The sequence below is a fragment of the Lichenihabitans sp. PAMC28606 genome, from assembly GCF_020616535.1.
GTDB lineage: Bacteria > Pseudomonadota > Alphaproteobacteria > Rhizobiales > Beijerinckiaceae > Lichenihabitans > Lichenihabitans psoromatis.
The window spans coordinates 3,227,251-3,241,792 of sequence record NZ_CP085136.1 but is presented as its reverse complement, the minus strand read 5'-3'; the positions used below and the strand labels follow the sequence as shown (position 1 = coordinate 3,241,792).

Annotated in this window: 19 protein-coding genes; 6 read left to right on the top strand and 13 right to left on the bottom strand. The window is 62.8% G+C overall.

Annotated features, from left to right (window positions below; genetic code table 11):
• Positions 1 to 49: 49 nt before the first annotated feature.
• From LGH83_RS15285 to LGH83_RS15260, 6 genes are read right to left on the bottom strand one after another with little or no spacing between them, the layout of a single operon-like run.
• On the bottom strand, positions 50 to 1,285 hold the full coding sequence (locus LGH83_RS15285) for an ABC transporter substrate-binding protein (RefSeq protein ID WP_227399395.1): 1,236 nt from the start codon (positions 1,283 to 1,285) through the stop codon (positions 50 to 52).
• A gap of 38 nt (positions 1,286 to 1,323) precedes the next feature.
• Positions 1,324 to 2,085, bottom strand: coding sequence for an SDR family NAD(P)-dependent oxidoreductase (locus LGH83_RS15280; RefSeq protein ID WP_227399394.1), 762 nt, complete (start codon positions 2,083 to 2,085; stop codon positions 1,324 to 1,326).
• Positions 2,082 to 2,825, bottom strand: coding sequence for an SDR family NAD(P)-dependent oxidoreductase (locus LGH83_RS15275; RefSeq protein ID WP_227401871.1), 744 nt, complete (start codon positions 2,823 to 2,825; stop codon positions 2,082 to 2,084). The genes LGH83_RS15280 and LGH83_RS15275 overlap by 4 nt, the downstream gene beginning before the upstream one ends.
• A complete protein-coding gene (locus LGH83_RS15270) occupies positions 2,825 to 3,670 on the bottom strand; it encodes an ABC transporter permease (RefSeq protein ID WP_131113514.1) in 846 nt (281 codons plus the stop codon). Before LGH83_RS15270 ends, LGH83_RS15275 begins: the two co-directional genes overlap by 1 nt.
• A gap of 1 nt (position 3,671) precedes the next feature.
• Positions 3,672 to 4,520, bottom strand: a complete 849-nt coding sequence (locus LGH83_RS15265) for an ABC transporter permease (RefSeq protein WP_227401870.1) — start codon at positions 4,518 to 4,520, stop codon at positions 3,672 to 3,674.
• Positions 4,521 to 4,567: 47 nt separating this feature from the next.
• Positions 4,568 to 5,659 (bottom strand): ABC transporter ATP-binding protein, encoded by a 1,092-nt coding sequence (locus LGH83_RS15260; protein WP_227399393.1) that lies wholly within the window; start codon positions 5,657 to 5,659, stop codon positions 4,568 to 4,570.
• Between the two features lie 256 nt (positions 5,660 to 5,915).
• Here LGH83_RS15260 and LGH83_RS15255 point away from each other — a divergent pair, with 256 nt between their 5' ends.
• Both LGH83_RS15255 and LGH83_RS15250 read left to right on the top strand, forming a co-directional pair.
• The gene (locus tag LGH83_RS15255; RefSeq protein ID WP_227401869.1) at positions 5,916 to 6,935 is read left to right on the top strand and encodes a GntR family transcriptional regulator; all 1,020 of its coding nucleotides are present in this window, start codon (positions 5,916 to 5,918) and stop codon (positions 6,933 to 6,935) included.
• Positions 6,936 to 6,967: 32 nt separating this feature from the next.
• Positions 6,968 to 7,669, top strand: coding sequence for a cyclase family protein (locus LGH83_RS15250; protein ID WP_227399392.1), 702 nt, complete (start codon positions 6,968 to 6,970; stop codon positions 7,667 to 7,669).
• A gap of 6 nt (positions 7,670 to 7,675) precedes the next feature.
• On the opposite strand, the gene yghU is transcribed toward LGH83_RS15250, so the two are convergent.
• Complete coding sequence (yghU, locus tag LGH83_RS15245) at positions 7,676 to 8,551, bottom strand: glutathione-dependent disulfide-bond oxidoreductase (protein ID WP_227399391.1); 876 nt, start codon at positions 8,549 to 8,551, stop codon at positions 7,676 to 7,678.
• 82 nt (positions 8,552 to 8,633) lie between these two features.
• Positions 8,634 to 9,092: an Lrp/AsnC family transcriptional regulator gene (locus LGH83_RS15240; protein ID WP_131113519.1), complete on the bottom strand. Its 459-nt coding sequence runs from the start codon at positions 9,090 to 9,092 to the stop codon at positions 8,634 to 8,636.
• Positions 9,093 to 9,248: 156 nt separating this feature from the next.
• On the opposite strand from LGH83_RS15240, the gene ald reads away from it, so the two are divergent.
• The 3 genes from ald (at position 9,249) to LGH83_RS15225 (ending at position 11,927) form a co-directional block, all read left to right on the top strand.
• Positions 9,249 to 10,367 (top strand): alanine dehydrogenase, encoded by a 1,119-nt coding sequence (gene ald / locus LGH83_RS15235; RefSeq protein ID WP_227399390.1) that lies wholly within the window; start codon positions 9,249 to 9,251, stop codon positions 10,365 to 10,367.
• 104 nt (positions 10,368 to 10,471) lie between these two features.
• Positions 10,472 to 11,431 (top strand): ornithine cyclodeaminase family protein, encoded by a 960-nt coding sequence (locus LGH83_RS15230; protein WP_227399389.1) that lies wholly within the window; start codon positions 10,472 to 10,474, stop codon positions 11,429 to 11,431.
• A gap of 130 nt (positions 11,432 to 11,561) precedes the next feature.
• A complete protein-coding gene (locus LGH83_RS15225) occupies positions 11,562 to 11,927 on the top strand; it encodes a hypothetical protein (RefSeq protein ID WP_227399388.1) in 366 nt (121 codons plus the stop codon).
• A 14-nt stretch (positions 11,928 to 11,941) separates the two neighbouring features.
• On the opposite strand, the gene LGH83_RS15220 is transcribed toward LGH83_RS15225, so the two are convergent.
• The 3 genes from LGH83_RS15220 to LGH83_RS15210 all read right to left on the bottom strand — a co-directional run bounded on the left by LGH83_RS15220 (position 11,942) and on the right by LGH83_RS15210 (position 13,094).
• A complete protein-coding gene (locus LGH83_RS15220; RefSeq protein WP_227399387.1) occupies positions 11,942 to 12,175 on the bottom strand; it encodes a hypothetical protein in 234 nt (77 codons plus the stop codon).
• A gap of 142 nt (positions 12,176 to 12,317) precedes the next feature.
• Positions 12,318 to 12,761: a DMT family transporter gene (locus LGH83_RS15215; protein WP_227399386.1), complete on the bottom strand. Its 444-nt coding sequence runs from the start codon at positions 12,759 to 12,761 to the stop codon at positions 12,318 to 12,320.
• 15 nt (positions 12,762 to 12,776) lie between these two features.
• The gene (locus LGH83_RS15210) at positions 12,777 to 13,094 is read right to left on the bottom strand and encodes a hypothetical protein (RefSeq protein WP_227399385.1); all 318 of its coding nucleotides are present in this window, start codon (positions 13,092 to 13,094) and stop codon (positions 12,777 to 12,779) included.
• Between the two features lie 195 nt (positions 13,095 to 13,289).
• On the opposite strand from LGH83_RS15210, the gene clpS reads away from it, so the two are divergent.
• Complete coding sequence (clpS, locus tag LGH83_RS15205) at positions 13,290 to 13,595, top strand: ATP-dependent Clp protease adapter ClpS (protein WP_227401868.1); 306 nt, start codon at positions 13,290 to 13,292, stop codon at positions 13,593 to 13,595.
• A gap of 18 nt (positions 13,596 to 13,613) precedes the next feature.
• Here the strand turns inward: clpS and LGH83_RS15200 are convergent, their stop codons facing one another.
• Positions 13,614 to 14,012: a hypothetical protein gene (locus LGH83_RS15200; RefSeq protein ID WP_227399384.1), complete on the bottom strand. Its 399-nt coding sequence runs from the start codon at positions 14,010 to 14,012 to the stop codon at positions 13,614 to 13,616.
• 264 nt (positions 14,013 to 14,276) lie between these two features.
• Positions 14,277 to 14,516: a NepR family anti-sigma factor gene (locus LGH83_RS20160; protein WP_413771056.1), complete on the bottom strand. Its 240-nt coding sequence runs from the start codon at positions 14,514 to 14,516 to the stop codon at positions 14,277 to 14,279.
• Between the last annotated feature and the right edge of the window lie 26 nt (positions 14,517 to 14,542).

Here is a 14,542-nt window from a genome sequence, read left to right as displayed (position 1 = left end):
TCCGCTCCGGCCTTCCCCCGCTTGCGGGAGAAGGCACCCTGTTGTCGGTCTAAGCGCTCAAAAACTCGTCCCACTTCGAAACGACGAGGTCGTATTCGTCCGGCCATTGGTGCCAGTAGGCGACATTCTGGGCGCGTGTCGCGAGCGATCCACCGTCGCGCAAGTCGCCTTCCTTGATGCCGCGCTCGGGCGCGCCCTTCCACGGCTTGCCCTCGTACCAGAAGGCATATTTGTCCGGCGACATCACCTTCTGGATGTTGGTCGAAGGCGAGTAATAGCCCTGCTCCGACACGGTGATGCCCGGCTCCCCCGACAACCAGAAATCCGCATAGGCGACGACGGCATCCTTGTTGGCCGTTCCGGCGATCATGGTCGGGCCGATCGCCCAGGCGCGGTAGCCTTCCTTCGGCACCGCATATTTGCAAGGCTTGCCCTGTGCCTTCACGGCCATCACGGCCGGCTGCCACGCATCGCACACCACCATTTCGCCCGAGGCCATGAGGTTCACGAGTTCGCCGAAGTCACCCCAAAGGGCGCGGAACTGGCCATCCTTCTTCTTCGAAATCAGGAACTTGGCGCCCTCTTCGATTTCTTGCTTGGTCGGGTTGCCTGGGTTCTTGGATTCGAGCAGGCCCAAAGTATTCATCGCCATGATGGCCTGGCCGAAGGCGATCAGAGGGTCGGTATTGAGACCGGACTTGCCTTTATACTTCTTATCGAAGATGGCGGTCCATGTATTGGCTTCCTCGGCGCTCAGTGCATCGGGGTTGTAGCCGATTGAGTCGTAATTATAGACCGCCGGCACCATCCAAAGCTTGGAATGCGCGTCGTCGACCCAGATCTGGCCGGTGATCTGAGCCTTGGGGGCCCATTTGGGATTGGGCTTGGTGAAGGTGTCGCGGATGTTCGACCAGTTCTTCACGTCGGCGACGGGGACCGGTTCCACGTTATTGGTCTGCACGACAGCCGGCAGACGCTCCGCGATGATCTCCCAGCAATCATAGTCCTTCGAGCCGGACAAAATCTTGGTCTGGGCGTCCGGGAAGGTCGCGGCCGTCCCCTGCGTCGTGCCGGTGCCCGACTCTTTCTTGAAATCGGCGAGGATGCGATCCTGCACGGTCACGCTGAGACCGATCGTGCGAAGCTGCTCGCTCGCCAGCCCACTCGCGGCCGCATAGGCCCGGCCCGACCCCAGGAACGGCGTGCCGCCCCCGAGCGCGAGCGCCATGGCGCCGGCCGTTCCCTTAAGCAGGGTCCGGCGATCCAAATCCAATTTATCGACCATAAGCGCGTCTCCCGATGCAGAGTAAGTCAATCGCCGGTTCAATACCGGCCCACGAGCAATCCGCCGTCGACGACGATCACCTGCCCCGTGATGTAGCGAGCCGCTTGCGAGGCGAGGAAAAGCGCCACGTCGGCGATCTCCCCGGGTTCGCCGATCCGGCCCATGGGAATGAAGTCGCCGGCTTTCTCGGCGCCGGCCGGCCCAAGCGAATGTTCCTCGGACAGGAGTTGCGCGGTGCGGATATAGCCGGGCGCGATGCCGTTGACCCGGATGCCGGCGCGCGCGAGCTCGACCGCGAGGCCGCGCACGAGACCCACCACACCCGCCTTCGCGGTCGAATAATGCACGTGCTCGTCCCACCCATAGGCGACACCCATGATGGACGAGAGGCAGATGATCGATCCGGTCTTGGCGGCCTTCATGCCGGCAAGCGCCGGCCGGATCACGCGCAGCATGCCCTTGAGATCGATATCGAGCGTGTGATCCCATGTCTGGTCCGTCATCTCGGCCATCGGGACGCGATGGGCGATCCCCGCATTGGCGACGATGCAATCGAGCGCGCCGAAGCGGCTCTCGACATCGGCGACGATCCGATCCGCGTCGGCGGTCGAGCGAACGTCGAGGGGGTGGAATTCGGCTTGTCCGCCGGCCGCCACGATCGCGTCCGCGACGGTCTGGCCGGCATCCAGAATATCGGTGACGATCACACGATAGCCGGCCTGTGCGAACGTTTCGGCGGTGGCGCGGCCGATGCCGATCCCGCCTCCGGTGATGAGGACGTTGGGCGCGGACCTGCTCACAGCATCACATCTCCTGAATTGGGGCCGAGCGTCTGGCCGACATAGATTTTCGCGTCATCCGAGGCCAAAAACGACACGGTGCCGGCGACGTCCTCGGGTTCACCGAAGTGCCCGAGCGGCAACTCCGCCGCCTTGGCGCGCCGCCAATCCTCCGACAATGCCTGCACCAATGGCGTGTTGATCGGGCCGGGCGCGACGGCATTGACCCGCACGCCGTTGGCGCTAACTTCCCGGGCCAGCGCCTTCGTCAGGCCGATGATGGCGGCTTTCGCGGCACTGTAGTGAACGAGCTCGATGCCGCCGATCTGGCCAAGTTGCGACGCCATGTTGATGATCGACCCCGCGCCACGCGCCAACATGCCGGGCAGCACGGCCTTGGTGCAGAGGAACGTGCCGCGGACATGGACCGCGACCATGCGGTCGAAATCGTGAGCAGTGAGGTCGACGAAGCGAGCCTGATGCACATAGCCCGCGTTGTTGACCAGCACGGTGCAGGGACCGAGCCCGTCGGCCAGGGCCGCGATCGCGGCGACATCGGCCTCGCGGGACACGTCACCGGCCACGGCCTCGGCTTGTCCGCCGGCGGCCCGAATCGACACGGCGGCCTCCTCCGCCCGCTCGGCTTCGAGGTCGTTGACCACAACCGTGAACCCATCTCGTGCCAGGCGTTGCGCGACCGCAAGGCCGATCCCCGATCCCGCGCCGGTCACGATCGCGACGCCTTTAAGCTCCGCTCCCATCATGCCTCCTCCTGCACCAGCACCCGCTGGGCGCGGCGGATCGACATTCCCATCAGCACCGCATAGACGGCGAGCAGCGCCAGCGAGAAGAGCGTCGTCAACACGCCGAACGCGAAGATGTTGGGATGGATTTCGACCGAGAACGTGCCGTAGATCGCCAGCGGCAGCGTGAGGTCACGACCCGAGGCGAACAGCGTCCGCGAGAATTCGTCGTAGGAGAGCGTGAAGCAGAACAGCATCGCCGACAGAACGCCCGGAAAGATCAGCGGGAAGGTGACTTTGCGAAACGTGCGGGCCGGCGTGACGCCGAGCGACCACGCGGCTTCCTCCACGGTCGGATCGAAGCGATTGAAGATCGCCAGCATGACCAGGAACGCGAAGGGAAATGTGTAGACGACGTGCAGCACGAAAGCCGTGCTCCACCAGTGCCGGTCGATGCCGAGCGTGTTGGCGAGCAACGCTGTGCCGAGGCCGACCAAGACGCCGGGCACCATCATGCCCAGCACGATGAGGTAGAAGACGGCGCTCGATCCCTTGAACTTCTGCCGGAAGGCTTGCGCCGACATGACGCCGAGAACGGTCGAGACGACGGTGGTCATGAACGACAGGACGAGTGAGCGGATCAGGCCGTCCTCGATCGGCAGTGGCGCGATGCGCGATGGCGGGTTCATGCCGAACAGGTCGCGATACCAATAGGTCGACCATTCGATGATGGGAAATTGCGGGCCACCTTCGGGACCGGACTGGAACGACAGGATACCCAGCACCAGCAACGGCCCGTAGAGAAACAGCAGGAACAGGCCGCAATAGACCGCGAGGATGGGTTTCAGCACGGGCGCGCGCATCTCAGAGCTCCCGCTTCAGATCGACGAGACGAAGCAGCGCCGCCACCACGATCCCCATGATGATCGTCAACACGACGCCGGCCACGGCCGCGAAGGCCCATTTGAGCGACCCGACTTGCGTCACGATGATGTTGCCGAGCAAATTGACCTTGCGGCCCGATAGCGCCGCGGCGGTCGCGAATTCGCCCAGCACCATGACCGAAACAAAGATGGAGCCGACCACGACGCCCGGCAGGCTGAGCGGGAAGATGATGGTGCGAAAGATGCGCGTGAAACTCGCGCCAAGGTCTTGCGCCGCTTCGATGATGTTCGGGTCGATACGGCCGAGCATGAAGGCGATCGGGCCGACCATGAAGACGCAGTAGATCTGCGTCATGCCGATGACCACGGATAACTCGGTGAACAACAAGGCGTCAATCGGCTGCGAGGTGATGTGCAGGGCCTGTAGGATGATGTTGATGGCGCCTTCCTTGCCCAGCATCGGCCGCCAGGCGAGCACGCGGATCAGGAACGAGGTCCAGAACGGAATGACGCACAGCACGAGGAGCGCCGTTGCGACCGTCTTGTTGCGGACGAAAAGCCCGACGAAAAGCGCCGTCGGATAGCCGACCAGAAAGGTGGTGGCCAAGACGATCAGCCAGATGCGGATCGTGGTCCAGAGCGCGCCGAGATAGGTCTCGCTGGTGAAGAAGGTCTGCCAGCTCTTGGTGGTCAGGATCGGCTCGATCTTGAACGTGGTCTGCGTCCAGAACGACACATAGACCATCATCAGAATGGGCAGCACGAGGAACAGCACCATCCAGATCACGCCGGGGGCGATGAGCCAGTACGGCGTCCGCAGCGGCTTCATCGGAGTCGCGGGACTGGACACCTGTGGTGTCGTGGCTTCGATAGCCGTCATGACGAGGCTCCGGCACGGCGGGATAAAAGAAGCGCGTCGTCGACCTTCCAGGTCAGACCGTAAGACCGCCCCGGCTCGAAGGTCTGCGGGTCGCGGTGGCTGAGGTGATCCTCGACCGTGACGACCGCGCCGCTCGGAAGCTTGAAGAACGAGGTCACGGCCGGCCCGGAATATTCGCTTGCCACAAAAATCGCACGCAACAGTGGATCACCGGGAGCGGCCTCGCCGATCGCCTGGACCGAGATGAGGTCCTGGCGGATCGCGTAGATCGGGGCATCGTTCGGCGCGGCCGAGGCACAGGGGAATAGACACCCCTCCGCTTCGAAGCCGGCGGCCGCGACCCTCCCCTCGATCAGATTGTAGCAATTGAGAAAGCGGGCCACGCGGGCGTCGCGGGGCCGGGTATAAACCCGATCCGGCAAACCGACCTGGGCGATATGGCCTTCATCGAGCACGATGACCTGATCGCCCATGGCGAGGGCTTCGTTCTCGCTTCCGGTGACGTGCAGGAAGGTCACGCCAAGCCGTTCCCGGATGCGACGCAACTCACCGCACATACGCGTTCGCAAATTGGCATCGAGCGCGCCAAGCGGTTCGTCGAGCAAAACCAGCTGCGGCTCCGTCACCAGCGTCCGAGCGAGAGCGACGCGCTGACGTTGGCCGCCGGAAATCTGCGTCACGGAGCGGCGCTCCAAACCGCCGAGACCAACGAGGTCGATCATGGCGCGGACGTTCGCCTCGATCGCCTTCGGTTCAATCTGGCGACCGGCACCATGTCGGAGCCCAAACGCGACGTTGTCGAAGACGTTCAGATGCGGGAACAGAGCAAAATTCTGAAACACGACGCCGATGTTTCGGCGATGGGCCGGTACCCCGTGGAGGGGCGCACCGTTGAGAAAAATCTCGCCTCGATCGACGGTCTCGAATCCCGCGATCGTGCGGAGCAGAACCGTCTTGCCGGAACCGCTGGACCCGAGCAGGGCCACATAGGCATTGTCGGGGATGCTGAGCGTGATGTCGTTCAGGGCCATCGTCGCCCCATACGCCTTGGTGACGCCGTCGAGGCGCAACACCGCGGGACCGCGCATGGAGTCAGGAACTGATGGTTGAACCGCCAAGGGCAAATGGATCTCCCCGCACAACAAACGGTCTCGGCCGCTTCGTCTTGATCGCAAGACTAAGATAAACGTCTTTTGTACGCAAGCTCACTTTGTAAGCGTGTTTTTTGGAGTGAAGGAGTATGATTGTGCTGTTTTTTAATCAGCAACGCACAAATTTTAGAGTTTCTGACCCGCGCTTCATATGTGTAACGTACACAATCCACATTAAACGAACGGCAAGGTGATGGTCACGACAGAGACGGTCGGCTCATCAGAGAGAACAATGGTGAGCCAGCGCTTCGAGCGTCGCCATGAGTTGGTGTATCGTGTTTTGCGCGCCAATATCCTGCGGGGACACTTTCCCGAAGGACTGGTGCTGCTCGAAGCGCCGCTCGCCGAACTGCTACAAACCAGCCGAGCGCCGGTTCAACGCGCCCTGCAGGATCTCGAGCGGGACGGTCTCGTGCACCGGTTTGAAGGCCGAGGTTTCCTGGTCGGCCGTCTCGACGTCCCCGGCCAGCCAATCCGGATCGACCTCCGCGAACTCGGACTGGTGATGTCCGGCGAGATGGACGAGGCCCTGCAGACGCGGGGGTCCGGCGAATGGATCCTGGACGATCTCGAACAGGCCGTGTCGTCGTGCCTCGTCTTCGGCGAATTCCGAATGATCGAGGCCGAAGTCGCGGCCCATTTCCATGTGAGCCGAACCGTGATCCGCGATGTACTCGGGCGGTTGCAGGAACGCGGCCTGCTTCGCAAGACGCAGACCTCGCGCTGGCTTGCCGGGCCGTTGACGGCCCATGCGCTCAAGGATTGCTACGACCTGCGCGGCATTCTCGAACCCGCGGCCCTGATGGCGGCCGCTCCGGCCATCGACCGCGAGCGACTTGCGGCGCTGCGGAATGACACGACGAGCCATGAGGGCGAGCATGTTCCGGATGCGGCTGTGCTATTTGCGCGCTTCATCGGGCTTTGCCTGCTGACGACACCAAACGGACCGCTGGCCAGCATGGTACGCCAGAACATGAGCGTTCTCGACGCCGCAAGCCGCTCGCTCGCCCGCCTTGGATTGCCACAAGACAATGCCGCCATCAACGAGCTCCGCGTCACGATCGACCTGATCCTGAACGGCTCGATTGGCGCCGCCGCAGAGCTCTGGCGCGACCACCTGAAAGCCGCCTGTCGGCGCAGCGTCGCTCAGTTGAAGATCGTCGCCATCATCGAACGGCCCCACGACCTCCCGCCCTATCTGGTCGCCGTCTAAGCGCAGGACCACAAGCAGGAAAGCGACAAACCATGACGACCCGGACAATCGACCTCAGCGTGACGATCGAAGACAATATGCCGGCCCATAAGCTGTTCCAGCGGCCGGTTCTGACCACGCATTTAAGCCATGAGAGCTCCAAGGCGCTCGGCCTCGGGATCGAGGGCGACCCGATGACGTTCCAGACCAATTTCATCGCGATGCTCGATCATGTCGGCACCCACGTCGATGCCTTTCGGCATGTCAGTCCAAGCGGTGCATCTGTCGACGAGATGCCGCTCGATATGTTTTTCGGCAAGGCGATCTGCTTCGACCTTCGTCACATTCCCGATCTCGGCGACATCACGGTGGCCGACATGGAAGCCGCCGAAGCCAAGAGCGGCGTCACGGTCGATCGGCACATCGTGTTGCTCTGCACGGGCTTTCACGCCCGTCATTATCCCTCGCTCGACGCGGTCTGGAAAAATCCCTTGCTGACCGTCGAGGCGACGCGCTGGCTTTACGAGCGCGGGTCGATGATGCACGGCGTGGAAGGCCCGTCGACCGACAAGCCGACCGACGATCGTTTCGCCCAACATCGCCTGTGCCGCGAACTCGGCATCAGCCATTGGGAATGGCTGGTGAACCTCGACGCCTTACTGGGTAAGCGCGAGGTCCAGTTCTTCGGCGTGCCGCTCAAGTTCAAGGGTGGATCAGGCTCGCCGGTGCGAGCCTTCGCGCTCGTCGACGATTGAGCCCGATCAGGTCATCGAAGCCAATTTGTCCTGCGTGTTGGTGTCGAAATCAGCCGCGTCATGCCGCTCGTGCAACTGGCTCGACGGCTCGCCAAATACGCGATTGACCATGCGGCCGCGTTGCACCGCGGGGCGCGCCGCGATCGTCTCGGCCCAACGCTGCAAATGGCGATAGCTGGCGACATCCAAAAATTCCGCCGCGTCGTAAAGCCATCCTTTCGCAAGGCCGCCATACCAGGGGAAGACTGCAATATCCGCGATCGTATAGTCGTCTCCACCGAGATAGGGGCTTTCGGCGAGGCGGCGATCGAGAACGTCGAGCTGGCGCTTGGCTTCCATCGAGAACCGGTCGATCGCATATTCGATCTTGGTCGGCGCATAGGCGTAAAAATGGCCGAACCCGCCGCCGAGATAAGGCGCGCTGCCCATTTGCCAGAACAGCCAGGACAGGCATTCCGCATGCGCCGCCCCATCGGTCGGCAGGAAGACGCCAAACTTTTCCGCCAGGTACAGAAGGATCGCCCCAGATTCGAAGACGCGGACCGGCGTCGGGCCGCTCCGATCCATGAGCGCGGGAATCTTGGAATTCGGATTGACGGCGACGAAGCCGCTCCCGAACTGATCGCCATCGCCGATCTTGATCAGCCAGGCGTCGTATTCCGCCCCTTGGTGGCCGAGGGCGAGCAGTTCTTCCAGCATGATCGTGACTTTGACGCCGTTCGGTGTCGCCAGCGAGTAGAGCTGGAGCGGATGTTTGCCGACAGGCAGGTCCTTGTCGTGCGTCGGCCCGGCGACCGGGCGGTTGATGTTGGCGAACCGGCCCCCGCTCTCCTTGTTGGGAGACCAGACTTTGGGCGGCACGTAAGCAGGCGTCTCAGTCATCGGAACAGCTCCGGTTCGAGGCATCATGGCAACGATGTAGCACGCCGCATGCCGCAGATGGAGAGCAAGCGCGGGGCTTTGCTCACACCGGCAACGCCATCGTCTGCTTGACCTTGCGAAGCGACAGCGTCGATTGCAGGCGCGACACACCGGGCAATTGGGTCAGGATAGCGGTGTGGATGCGCTCGAAATCGGCAGGATCGGCATAAGCGATGCGGATCAAATAATCCGCCGCGCCCGCCAAGAGATAACATTCGAGGATTTCATGATGCAGCCGCACCGCCGCTTCAAACCGGTCGAGGGCCGTTCGTCCTTGTTGATCCAGCGTCACCATCACGAACGCGACTCCCGGCAAACCCATAGCCGTGTCGTCCAGCACCGCCGCATACCGTGCGATATAGCCCTCCTGCTCGAGCGCGCGCACGCGGCGAAGACAGGCAGAGGCCGAAAGAGCGACCCTCTCCGCCAGCTCGGCGTTGGTCAGCCGACCATCCGCCTGCAACAGCCGGAGAATGGCTTTGTCTCGGTCATCGAGCGACATCGGGTTTGGCTTTCGCAGGATCTGTCGTGTTTCAGCCGAAAGGCGGCATAATGCGGCGTCGTTTGGGCGTAAGACTACCACAAATGACGGATATCTGCTTTAGCGCGGCCCTAATCTCATTTGGCGAGCCAGCAAGCGCTCGCCTGGGAGATTGCCATGCACATCGGCGTGCCGAAGGAGATCAAGGACAACGAGGCTCGCGTCGGGATGATCCCGTCGGCGGTTGCCGAACTGGTGCATCACGGCCATCACGTCACCGTGCAGGCGGGCGCCGGGGTCGGAGCGGGCCTGACCGATGCCGACTACGCGGAAGCCGGAGCCGCGATCGAAGAGAGCGCCCCAGCGATTTTCGCCGCCGCCGACATGATCGTGAAGGTCAAGGAGCCGCTATCGGCCGAACGTCAAATGCTCCGGCCCGGCCAAATCCTTTTCACCTATCTGCATCTCGCGCCCGATGCGGCGCAGACGCGCGATCTGATCGCCTCTGGCGCAATCTGCATCGCCTACGAAACCGTGACGGCCGCCAATGGCAGCCTGCCGCTGCTGACGCCCATGTCGGAGGTGGCGGGACGGCTGGCGCCGCAGGTCGGCGCCCATGCGCTTGAGCGAGCGCAAGGCGGACGCGGCATTCTGCTTGGCGGCGTTCCCGGCGTTCCGGCCGCCGATGTCGTGATCCTGGGCGGCGGCGTGTCGGGCAGCCATGCCGCGACCATCGCGATCGGCATGGGGGCGCATGTCACCGTGGTCGATCGCTCGGCCGATACGCTCAAGCGGCTGTCGGCGCAGTTCGGTGCATCGGTCACCACCGTCTTCTCGACACGCGCCGCCATCGCCGATCTCGTCAAACGGGCCGACTTGCTGATCGGGACGGTCTTGGTTCCCGGGGCGGCCGCGCCGAAGCTGGTGACGGCCGATATGGTCAAGACGATGAAGCGCGGATCGGTGATCGTCGATGTGGCGATCGACCAGGGCGGCTGCGTTGAGACCTCGCGTGCCACCACTCACTCGGACCCCACCTATGTGGTCGACGGCGTCGTCCATTATTGCGTCGCCAACATGCCCGGCGCGGTCGCTCGTACATCGACCTTCGCGCTCGGAAACGTCACCCTGCCGTTCACCTTGGCGTTGGCCGACAAGGGCTGGAAGGCCGCGCTGCGGGCCGATCCGCATCTCCGGGCGGGATTGAATGTCTGTGACGGCAAGATCACCTGCGCGCCCGTCGCCGACGCTCAGGGATTGAGCGCCGTCTCGGCCGACACGATGCTGACGGACTGAACCAGGGTTGACGATGGCCCGACGATCACGAGCGATCGTGATCGTCCTTGATCCCGTGTACAAATCGGCGAGTCGATGTCGACGTGGGACGGGAGTGCGCTTGCATGATGAGGATCGGAGCCGACGAGGTCGAGCGCTTGGCCAACTGGCCGCACCTCATCGAGGCGCTCTCGGCCATGTTCAAGGGGGATTGCGTAGCCCCGCCGCGTCATCACCACGGCTTTGACATCCCCGGCGAAGCGTCGGGCACCCTCTTGCTCATGCCGGCTTGGACGACGGGACACTACCTCGGCGTCAAGCTGGTCTCGGTGGTTCCCGGCAATGGCGCGCGAGGGCTGCCGGCCATCGCCGGATCCTACATCCTGTCCTCCGCCAAAACCGGCGAGCCATTCGCCATCATCGACGGCGTATCACTGACGGCGCGCCGGACCGCCGCCGCCTCGGCGCTCGCGTCATCCGCCTTGTCGCGGCCGGACAGCCGGGCCTTGCTGGTCGTTGGCGCGGGCGCGATGTCGACCCGTCTTGCGGCCGCCCATGCCAGCGTGCGCCCGATCGACACGATCCAAATCTGGGCGCGGGACCAGAGCAAGGCCGAAGCAACGGCCGCATCGCTTCGATCGATCGGGTTTCGCGCCGACCCCTGTCGTGATCTCGAAGCCGCCGTCCGCACCGCCGACATCGTCAGTTGCGCGACGCTGGCGACGAGCCCGCTCGTTTATGGCGCTTGGCTGAAGCCCGGCACGCATCTCGATCTTGTCGGCGCCTTTAATCCGCGCATGCGGGAAAGCGACGATGAGGCGGTGCGCCGCGCCTCGATTTTCGTCGACACGCGCGAGGGCGCCCTGACCGAAGCGGGCGATCTCGTGCAACCGCTCGCGAGCGGCGTGATCGGCGTGGAGGCCATCAAGGCCGATCTGCGGGAGCTTTGCCTCGGCCTCCATGCCGGACGGCGGAATGCCGACGAGATCACTTTGTTCAAATCGGTCGGCGCATCGCTCGAGGATCTCGCGGCCGCTATCCTGGTCTATGAAGCGCGGATGGCAGAAACGAGCGCGCACCTTTGAGACAAGGTGGGGCTGAACGAGGCTTTGCCTTTTTGGCGCCCATTTCTTGCGATCAGCCTTTGCGCCGAACCGAGCCAATCTTATGATCCGGTTCGACGACCACCGATCGCACCGATAAGGGACTGCCGGAATGAAGCGACTGAGCCTGGCTATCCTGATTGGAGCGTCGCTGCTCGCGTCCGGCTCCGTCGCCCGATCGGAGGACGCGCTGTCGCCGTCGGTCCTCGACCACCCCTTTGCGGTGCCGGCCAACGCGCCACACGCCAAGACGACCCGCAAAAAGGGGCAGAAAGTTCCGGTCACCACCAGCCAGACTCCGGCGCCGACGATGTCCGACGACAAAGCGGCGGCGCTGGCACGCGGTCGCAAGAAATTCTTTGACCAGGGGCAAGACCAACCCGACAAGCCGGAGATGTATCCAGGCAGTGGTGCGCGGCCGACGCTGGGCGGCGGCAGCGGTGGCAGCGTCAGCCCCGGAATGTCCTTCGCGTTTTAAGGCAAGGCTTGCTCTTACTTCGCGTCGTACATTTCGGCGCATTTCGGGCTGACCAAGGGTTTCTTCTCCGACATGCAAGCTGTGACTTGGTCGACATTCGGGATGAAGTCACCACACAGCTTTTGAACATCGCCGAAACACGCGGCCTGTTGGCGATCCTGGAGAGTGGGATCCTTGGTCCGGGCCATGGCCGGAACTGCCGCCATGATCATCAACAAAGCCAGAGCGGAGCGGGTTGCGGTCATCATCGGTCGGCTCCATCGCGCGCAGATCGACCGATACGCCAAAACGGCTTCGGCCCTGCGGCTCTGGACCAAACGTTGCATTCAATCGGGCCCGGATCCAGTCCCGGCGCACAAACGGGCGTCGAGGGTGTGGACATCGTGGCGCTTAGAACACGCAAACCAAGGTCAGGCCGCCAATCATCAACAAACATCCGGTGACGCGCCACAGGCTTGCGCTGTGTTGTTCGAAGCCGACCAAGCCGAAATGATCGAGCAGCACAGATGTGAGAATTGCGGCCGTCACGCTCAGACCGGTAAACATCGCCGAACCGAGTTTCTGCGCCAGAAACACCATGGCGATTACGTAAAGTCCGCCGAAGGCTCCGCCAATCCATCCCCACCAAGGAACCTGAGCGAGCCGACCACTCTCCGGCCATATGAAGCCGACGACGGTCCCCGCGAGCAGGTAGACCACGCAATTCGCGGCCGTTACGGTGAACAGCGCAAACACAGGCGCCTGCAGCACCTTGTTCAATGTCGCGTTTGCGCCAGCCTGCACCGTGTTCAGCGCTCCGGTCAGGAGCACGATCACTGCAATGAGGATGGGCATGCGGTGCCCCTTTGATCAGTCGACCCGACGAAGATCCTGAAGCGCGACCTCGCCAGTCTGGCTGGAGAATGTCAGGGTCCGCTGTGAGCCATCCTGCTGCCCGACCCCGCTGATGCGGTGCTGACCCGTGTCATAGGTCTCGAGCGTCCCGTCGCGTTCGATCAACAGCCGCCGCTTCTCGCCAAAGAATGCGTAACGCGTGCCCTGTTGCGCCCCACTTGATGACGGCTGCCCAAGATCTGTCGGCCACCAAGGCTCCCCGCCGTCCATCGGCTTCATCGGCTCCATTGGCTTCATCGGTTCCATGGGTCGCATCGGCTTCATCGGTTCCATATTGGCCTCCTCGGCATGCCCAATGTCGTGGCCACCCAGGCCAGAAACGTCGGACCCATCAAGCTGTTCCCGATCGAGGCGAGCGTGACGAAACGATCCTCTTTCGCCTTGACCCGGACGCCAGCCCGGACGACCTATTGCGGAGAAAGCGGACTCTCCGCCGTTTTACCCATTTCAACGTCGATCGAGGCCATCATGAGCGACGTGGTCAATATCCCGCGCACGGTCGTCAAACCGAAAACCGAGCGTCCGCGCCTTCATAAGGTGCTTCTCGTCAACGACGATTTCACGCCACGTGCTTTTGTGGTCACCGTGCTGAAGGTGGAATTCCGGTTGGGCGAGGAACAGGCGGGTCATGTTATGATGACCGCACACCGCAAGGGCGTCTGCGTGGTTTCGGTCTACCCGAAAGATGTCGCGGAAACGAAAGCCGCCCGCGCGACCGAGGCTGGGCGGCTGAAGGGCTTCCCGCTCCAGTTCACCACGGAGCCCGATGACTAGCGCCGACGCCGACCACTTTCAGCGCACATCGATCGCGTAAGTTGCCTCGCGGCCCGTGCCGGATGCCGACAGAATCAGCACGCGCACATGATCAACGCCGAGGAAGCCCGACTGCGACTTATAAAACAGCTTTAAACCCGACAGGCGGCGGCGGTTGCAGACGTGGCGGACATTCGAGCGCGGAAAGACCATGAAGTCGCGCCCCTTGTCGGTCGTGATGGTTCCGCGACTCGGACCGTCGACCAGGCGAACCGTGGGTGTTCCGACCGACGTGCAGTCGGGATTGACGCTTGCGAAAAAGTCAATCTGGCGGTTCACACCCGATGGCACAGCCTTCATCTCGTCCGCAAAGGCCGGGGCTGCAACCAGCATACAAGCAAGCCCTATCGCGGCAGGCGGCAAATTCGTGAGGCTCATACGATCATCTCTCGCAACGACGCGTCCGACAGGAGCGACATTGCGAGGCTAGCCAATCGGGGTTGCGGCTTGGTTACCGCCCTGGCCAGTGGTCAGAGACATCAAGGGCCTTCACCCTAGCCTGGCGAGGCCTGCCGCCGAAACAACATCCGCATGTCGATTACATTTGGACATATTCAGGATGGGTTTCATCCACGGATCGTCATGGTACCGATGGCGATCCGGTTTACGTCTAAGCAGGACGTGGCGCGGCCAATGCCACCGTCAGTCGAGTTGGCGCATCAGTTCGAGAAAACGGTCCGGAACAGGCTGGTTTGCAACATCGTCGAAAACCGCGCGGAGTTGTGACCCGATGTAGGATTGTATGTCGACGGTCGGTACAGAAGCGCCATCCCGATCGCCTCCCTCTGGAGGAACGTCGACGGGATTTTGTGCTGCTTCATCGGGCGGGGATGTCACTTTAGTCGTCACGGTCGGGTCTTGACCTCCGTCCGATTTACTCATCCCGCTCTCCTTGCGATCCGGAGCTG

Coding starts and splice junctions, on each gene's coding strand:
- LGH83_RS15240 (WP_131113519.1), bottom strand. CDS start 9,092: ATGTCGCTCGATGACCGAGACAAAGCCATTCTCCGGCTGTTGCAGGCG.
- LGH83_RS15230 (WP_227399389.1), top strand. CDS start 10,472: ATGATGAGGATCGGAGCCGACGAGGTCGAGCGCTTGGCCAACTGGCCG.
- LGH83_RS15255 (WP_227401869.1), top strand. CDS start 5,916: ATGGTCACGACAGAGACGGTCGGCTCATCAGAGAGAACAATGGTGAGC.
- LGH83_RS15215 (WP_227399386.1), bottom strand. CDS start 12,761: ATGCCCATCCTCATTGCAGTGATCGTGCTCCTGACCGGAGCGCTGAAC.
- LGH83_RS15225 (WP_227399388.1), top strand. CDS start 11,562: ATGAAGCGACTGAGCCTGGCTATCCTGATTGGAGCGTCGCTGCTCGCG.
- LGH83_RS15220 (WP_227399387.1), bottom strand. CDS start 12,175: ATGATGACCGCAACCCGCTCCGCTCTGGCTTTGTTGATGATCATGGCG.
- yghU (WP_227399391.1), bottom strand. CDS start 8,551: ATGACTGAGACGCCTGCTTACGTGCCGCCCAAAGTCTGGTCTCCCAAC.
- LGH83_RS15270 (WP_131113514.1), bottom strand. CDS start 3,670: ATGCGCGCGCCCGTGCTGAAACCCATCCTCGCGGTCTATTGCGGCCTG.
- LGH83_RS20160 (WP_413771056.1), bottom strand. CDS start 14,516: ATGAGTAAATCGGACGGAGGTCAAGACCCGACCGTGACGACTAAAGTG.
- LGH83_RS15275 (WP_227401871.1), bottom strand. CDS start 2,825: ATGGGAGCGGAGCTTAAAGGCGTCGCGATCGTGACCGGCGCGGGATCG.
- LGH83_RS15285 (WP_227399395.1), bottom strand. CDS start 1,285: ATGGTCGATAAATTGGATTTGGATCGCCGGACCCTGCTTAAGGGAACG.
- clpS (WP_227401868.1), top strand. CDS start 13,290: ATGAGCGACGTGGTCAATATCCCGCGCACGGTCGTCAAACCGAAAACC.
- LGH83_RS15260 (WP_227399393.1), bottom strand. CDS start 5,659: ATGCGCGGTCCCGCGGTGTTGCGCCTCGACGGCGTCACCAAGGCGTAT.
- LGH83_RS15210 (WP_227399385.1), bottom strand. CDS start 13,094: ATGGAACCGATGAAGCCGATGCGACCCATGGAACCGATGAAGCCAATG.
- LGH83_RS15265 (WP_227401870.1), bottom strand. CDS start 4,520: ATGAAGCCGCTGCGGACGCCGTACTGGCTCATCGCCCCCGGCGTGATC.
- LGH83_RS15200 (WP_227399384.1), bottom strand. CDS start 14,012: ATGAGCCTCACGAATTTGCCGCCTGCCGCGATAGGGCTTGCTTGTATG.
- ald (WP_227399390.1), top strand. CDS start 9,249: ATGCACATCGGCGTGCCGAAGGAGATCAAGGACAACGAGGCTCGCGTC.
- LGH83_RS15250 (WP_227399392.1), top strand. CDS start 6,968: ATGACGACCCGGACAATCGACCTCAGCGTGACGATCGAAGACAATATG.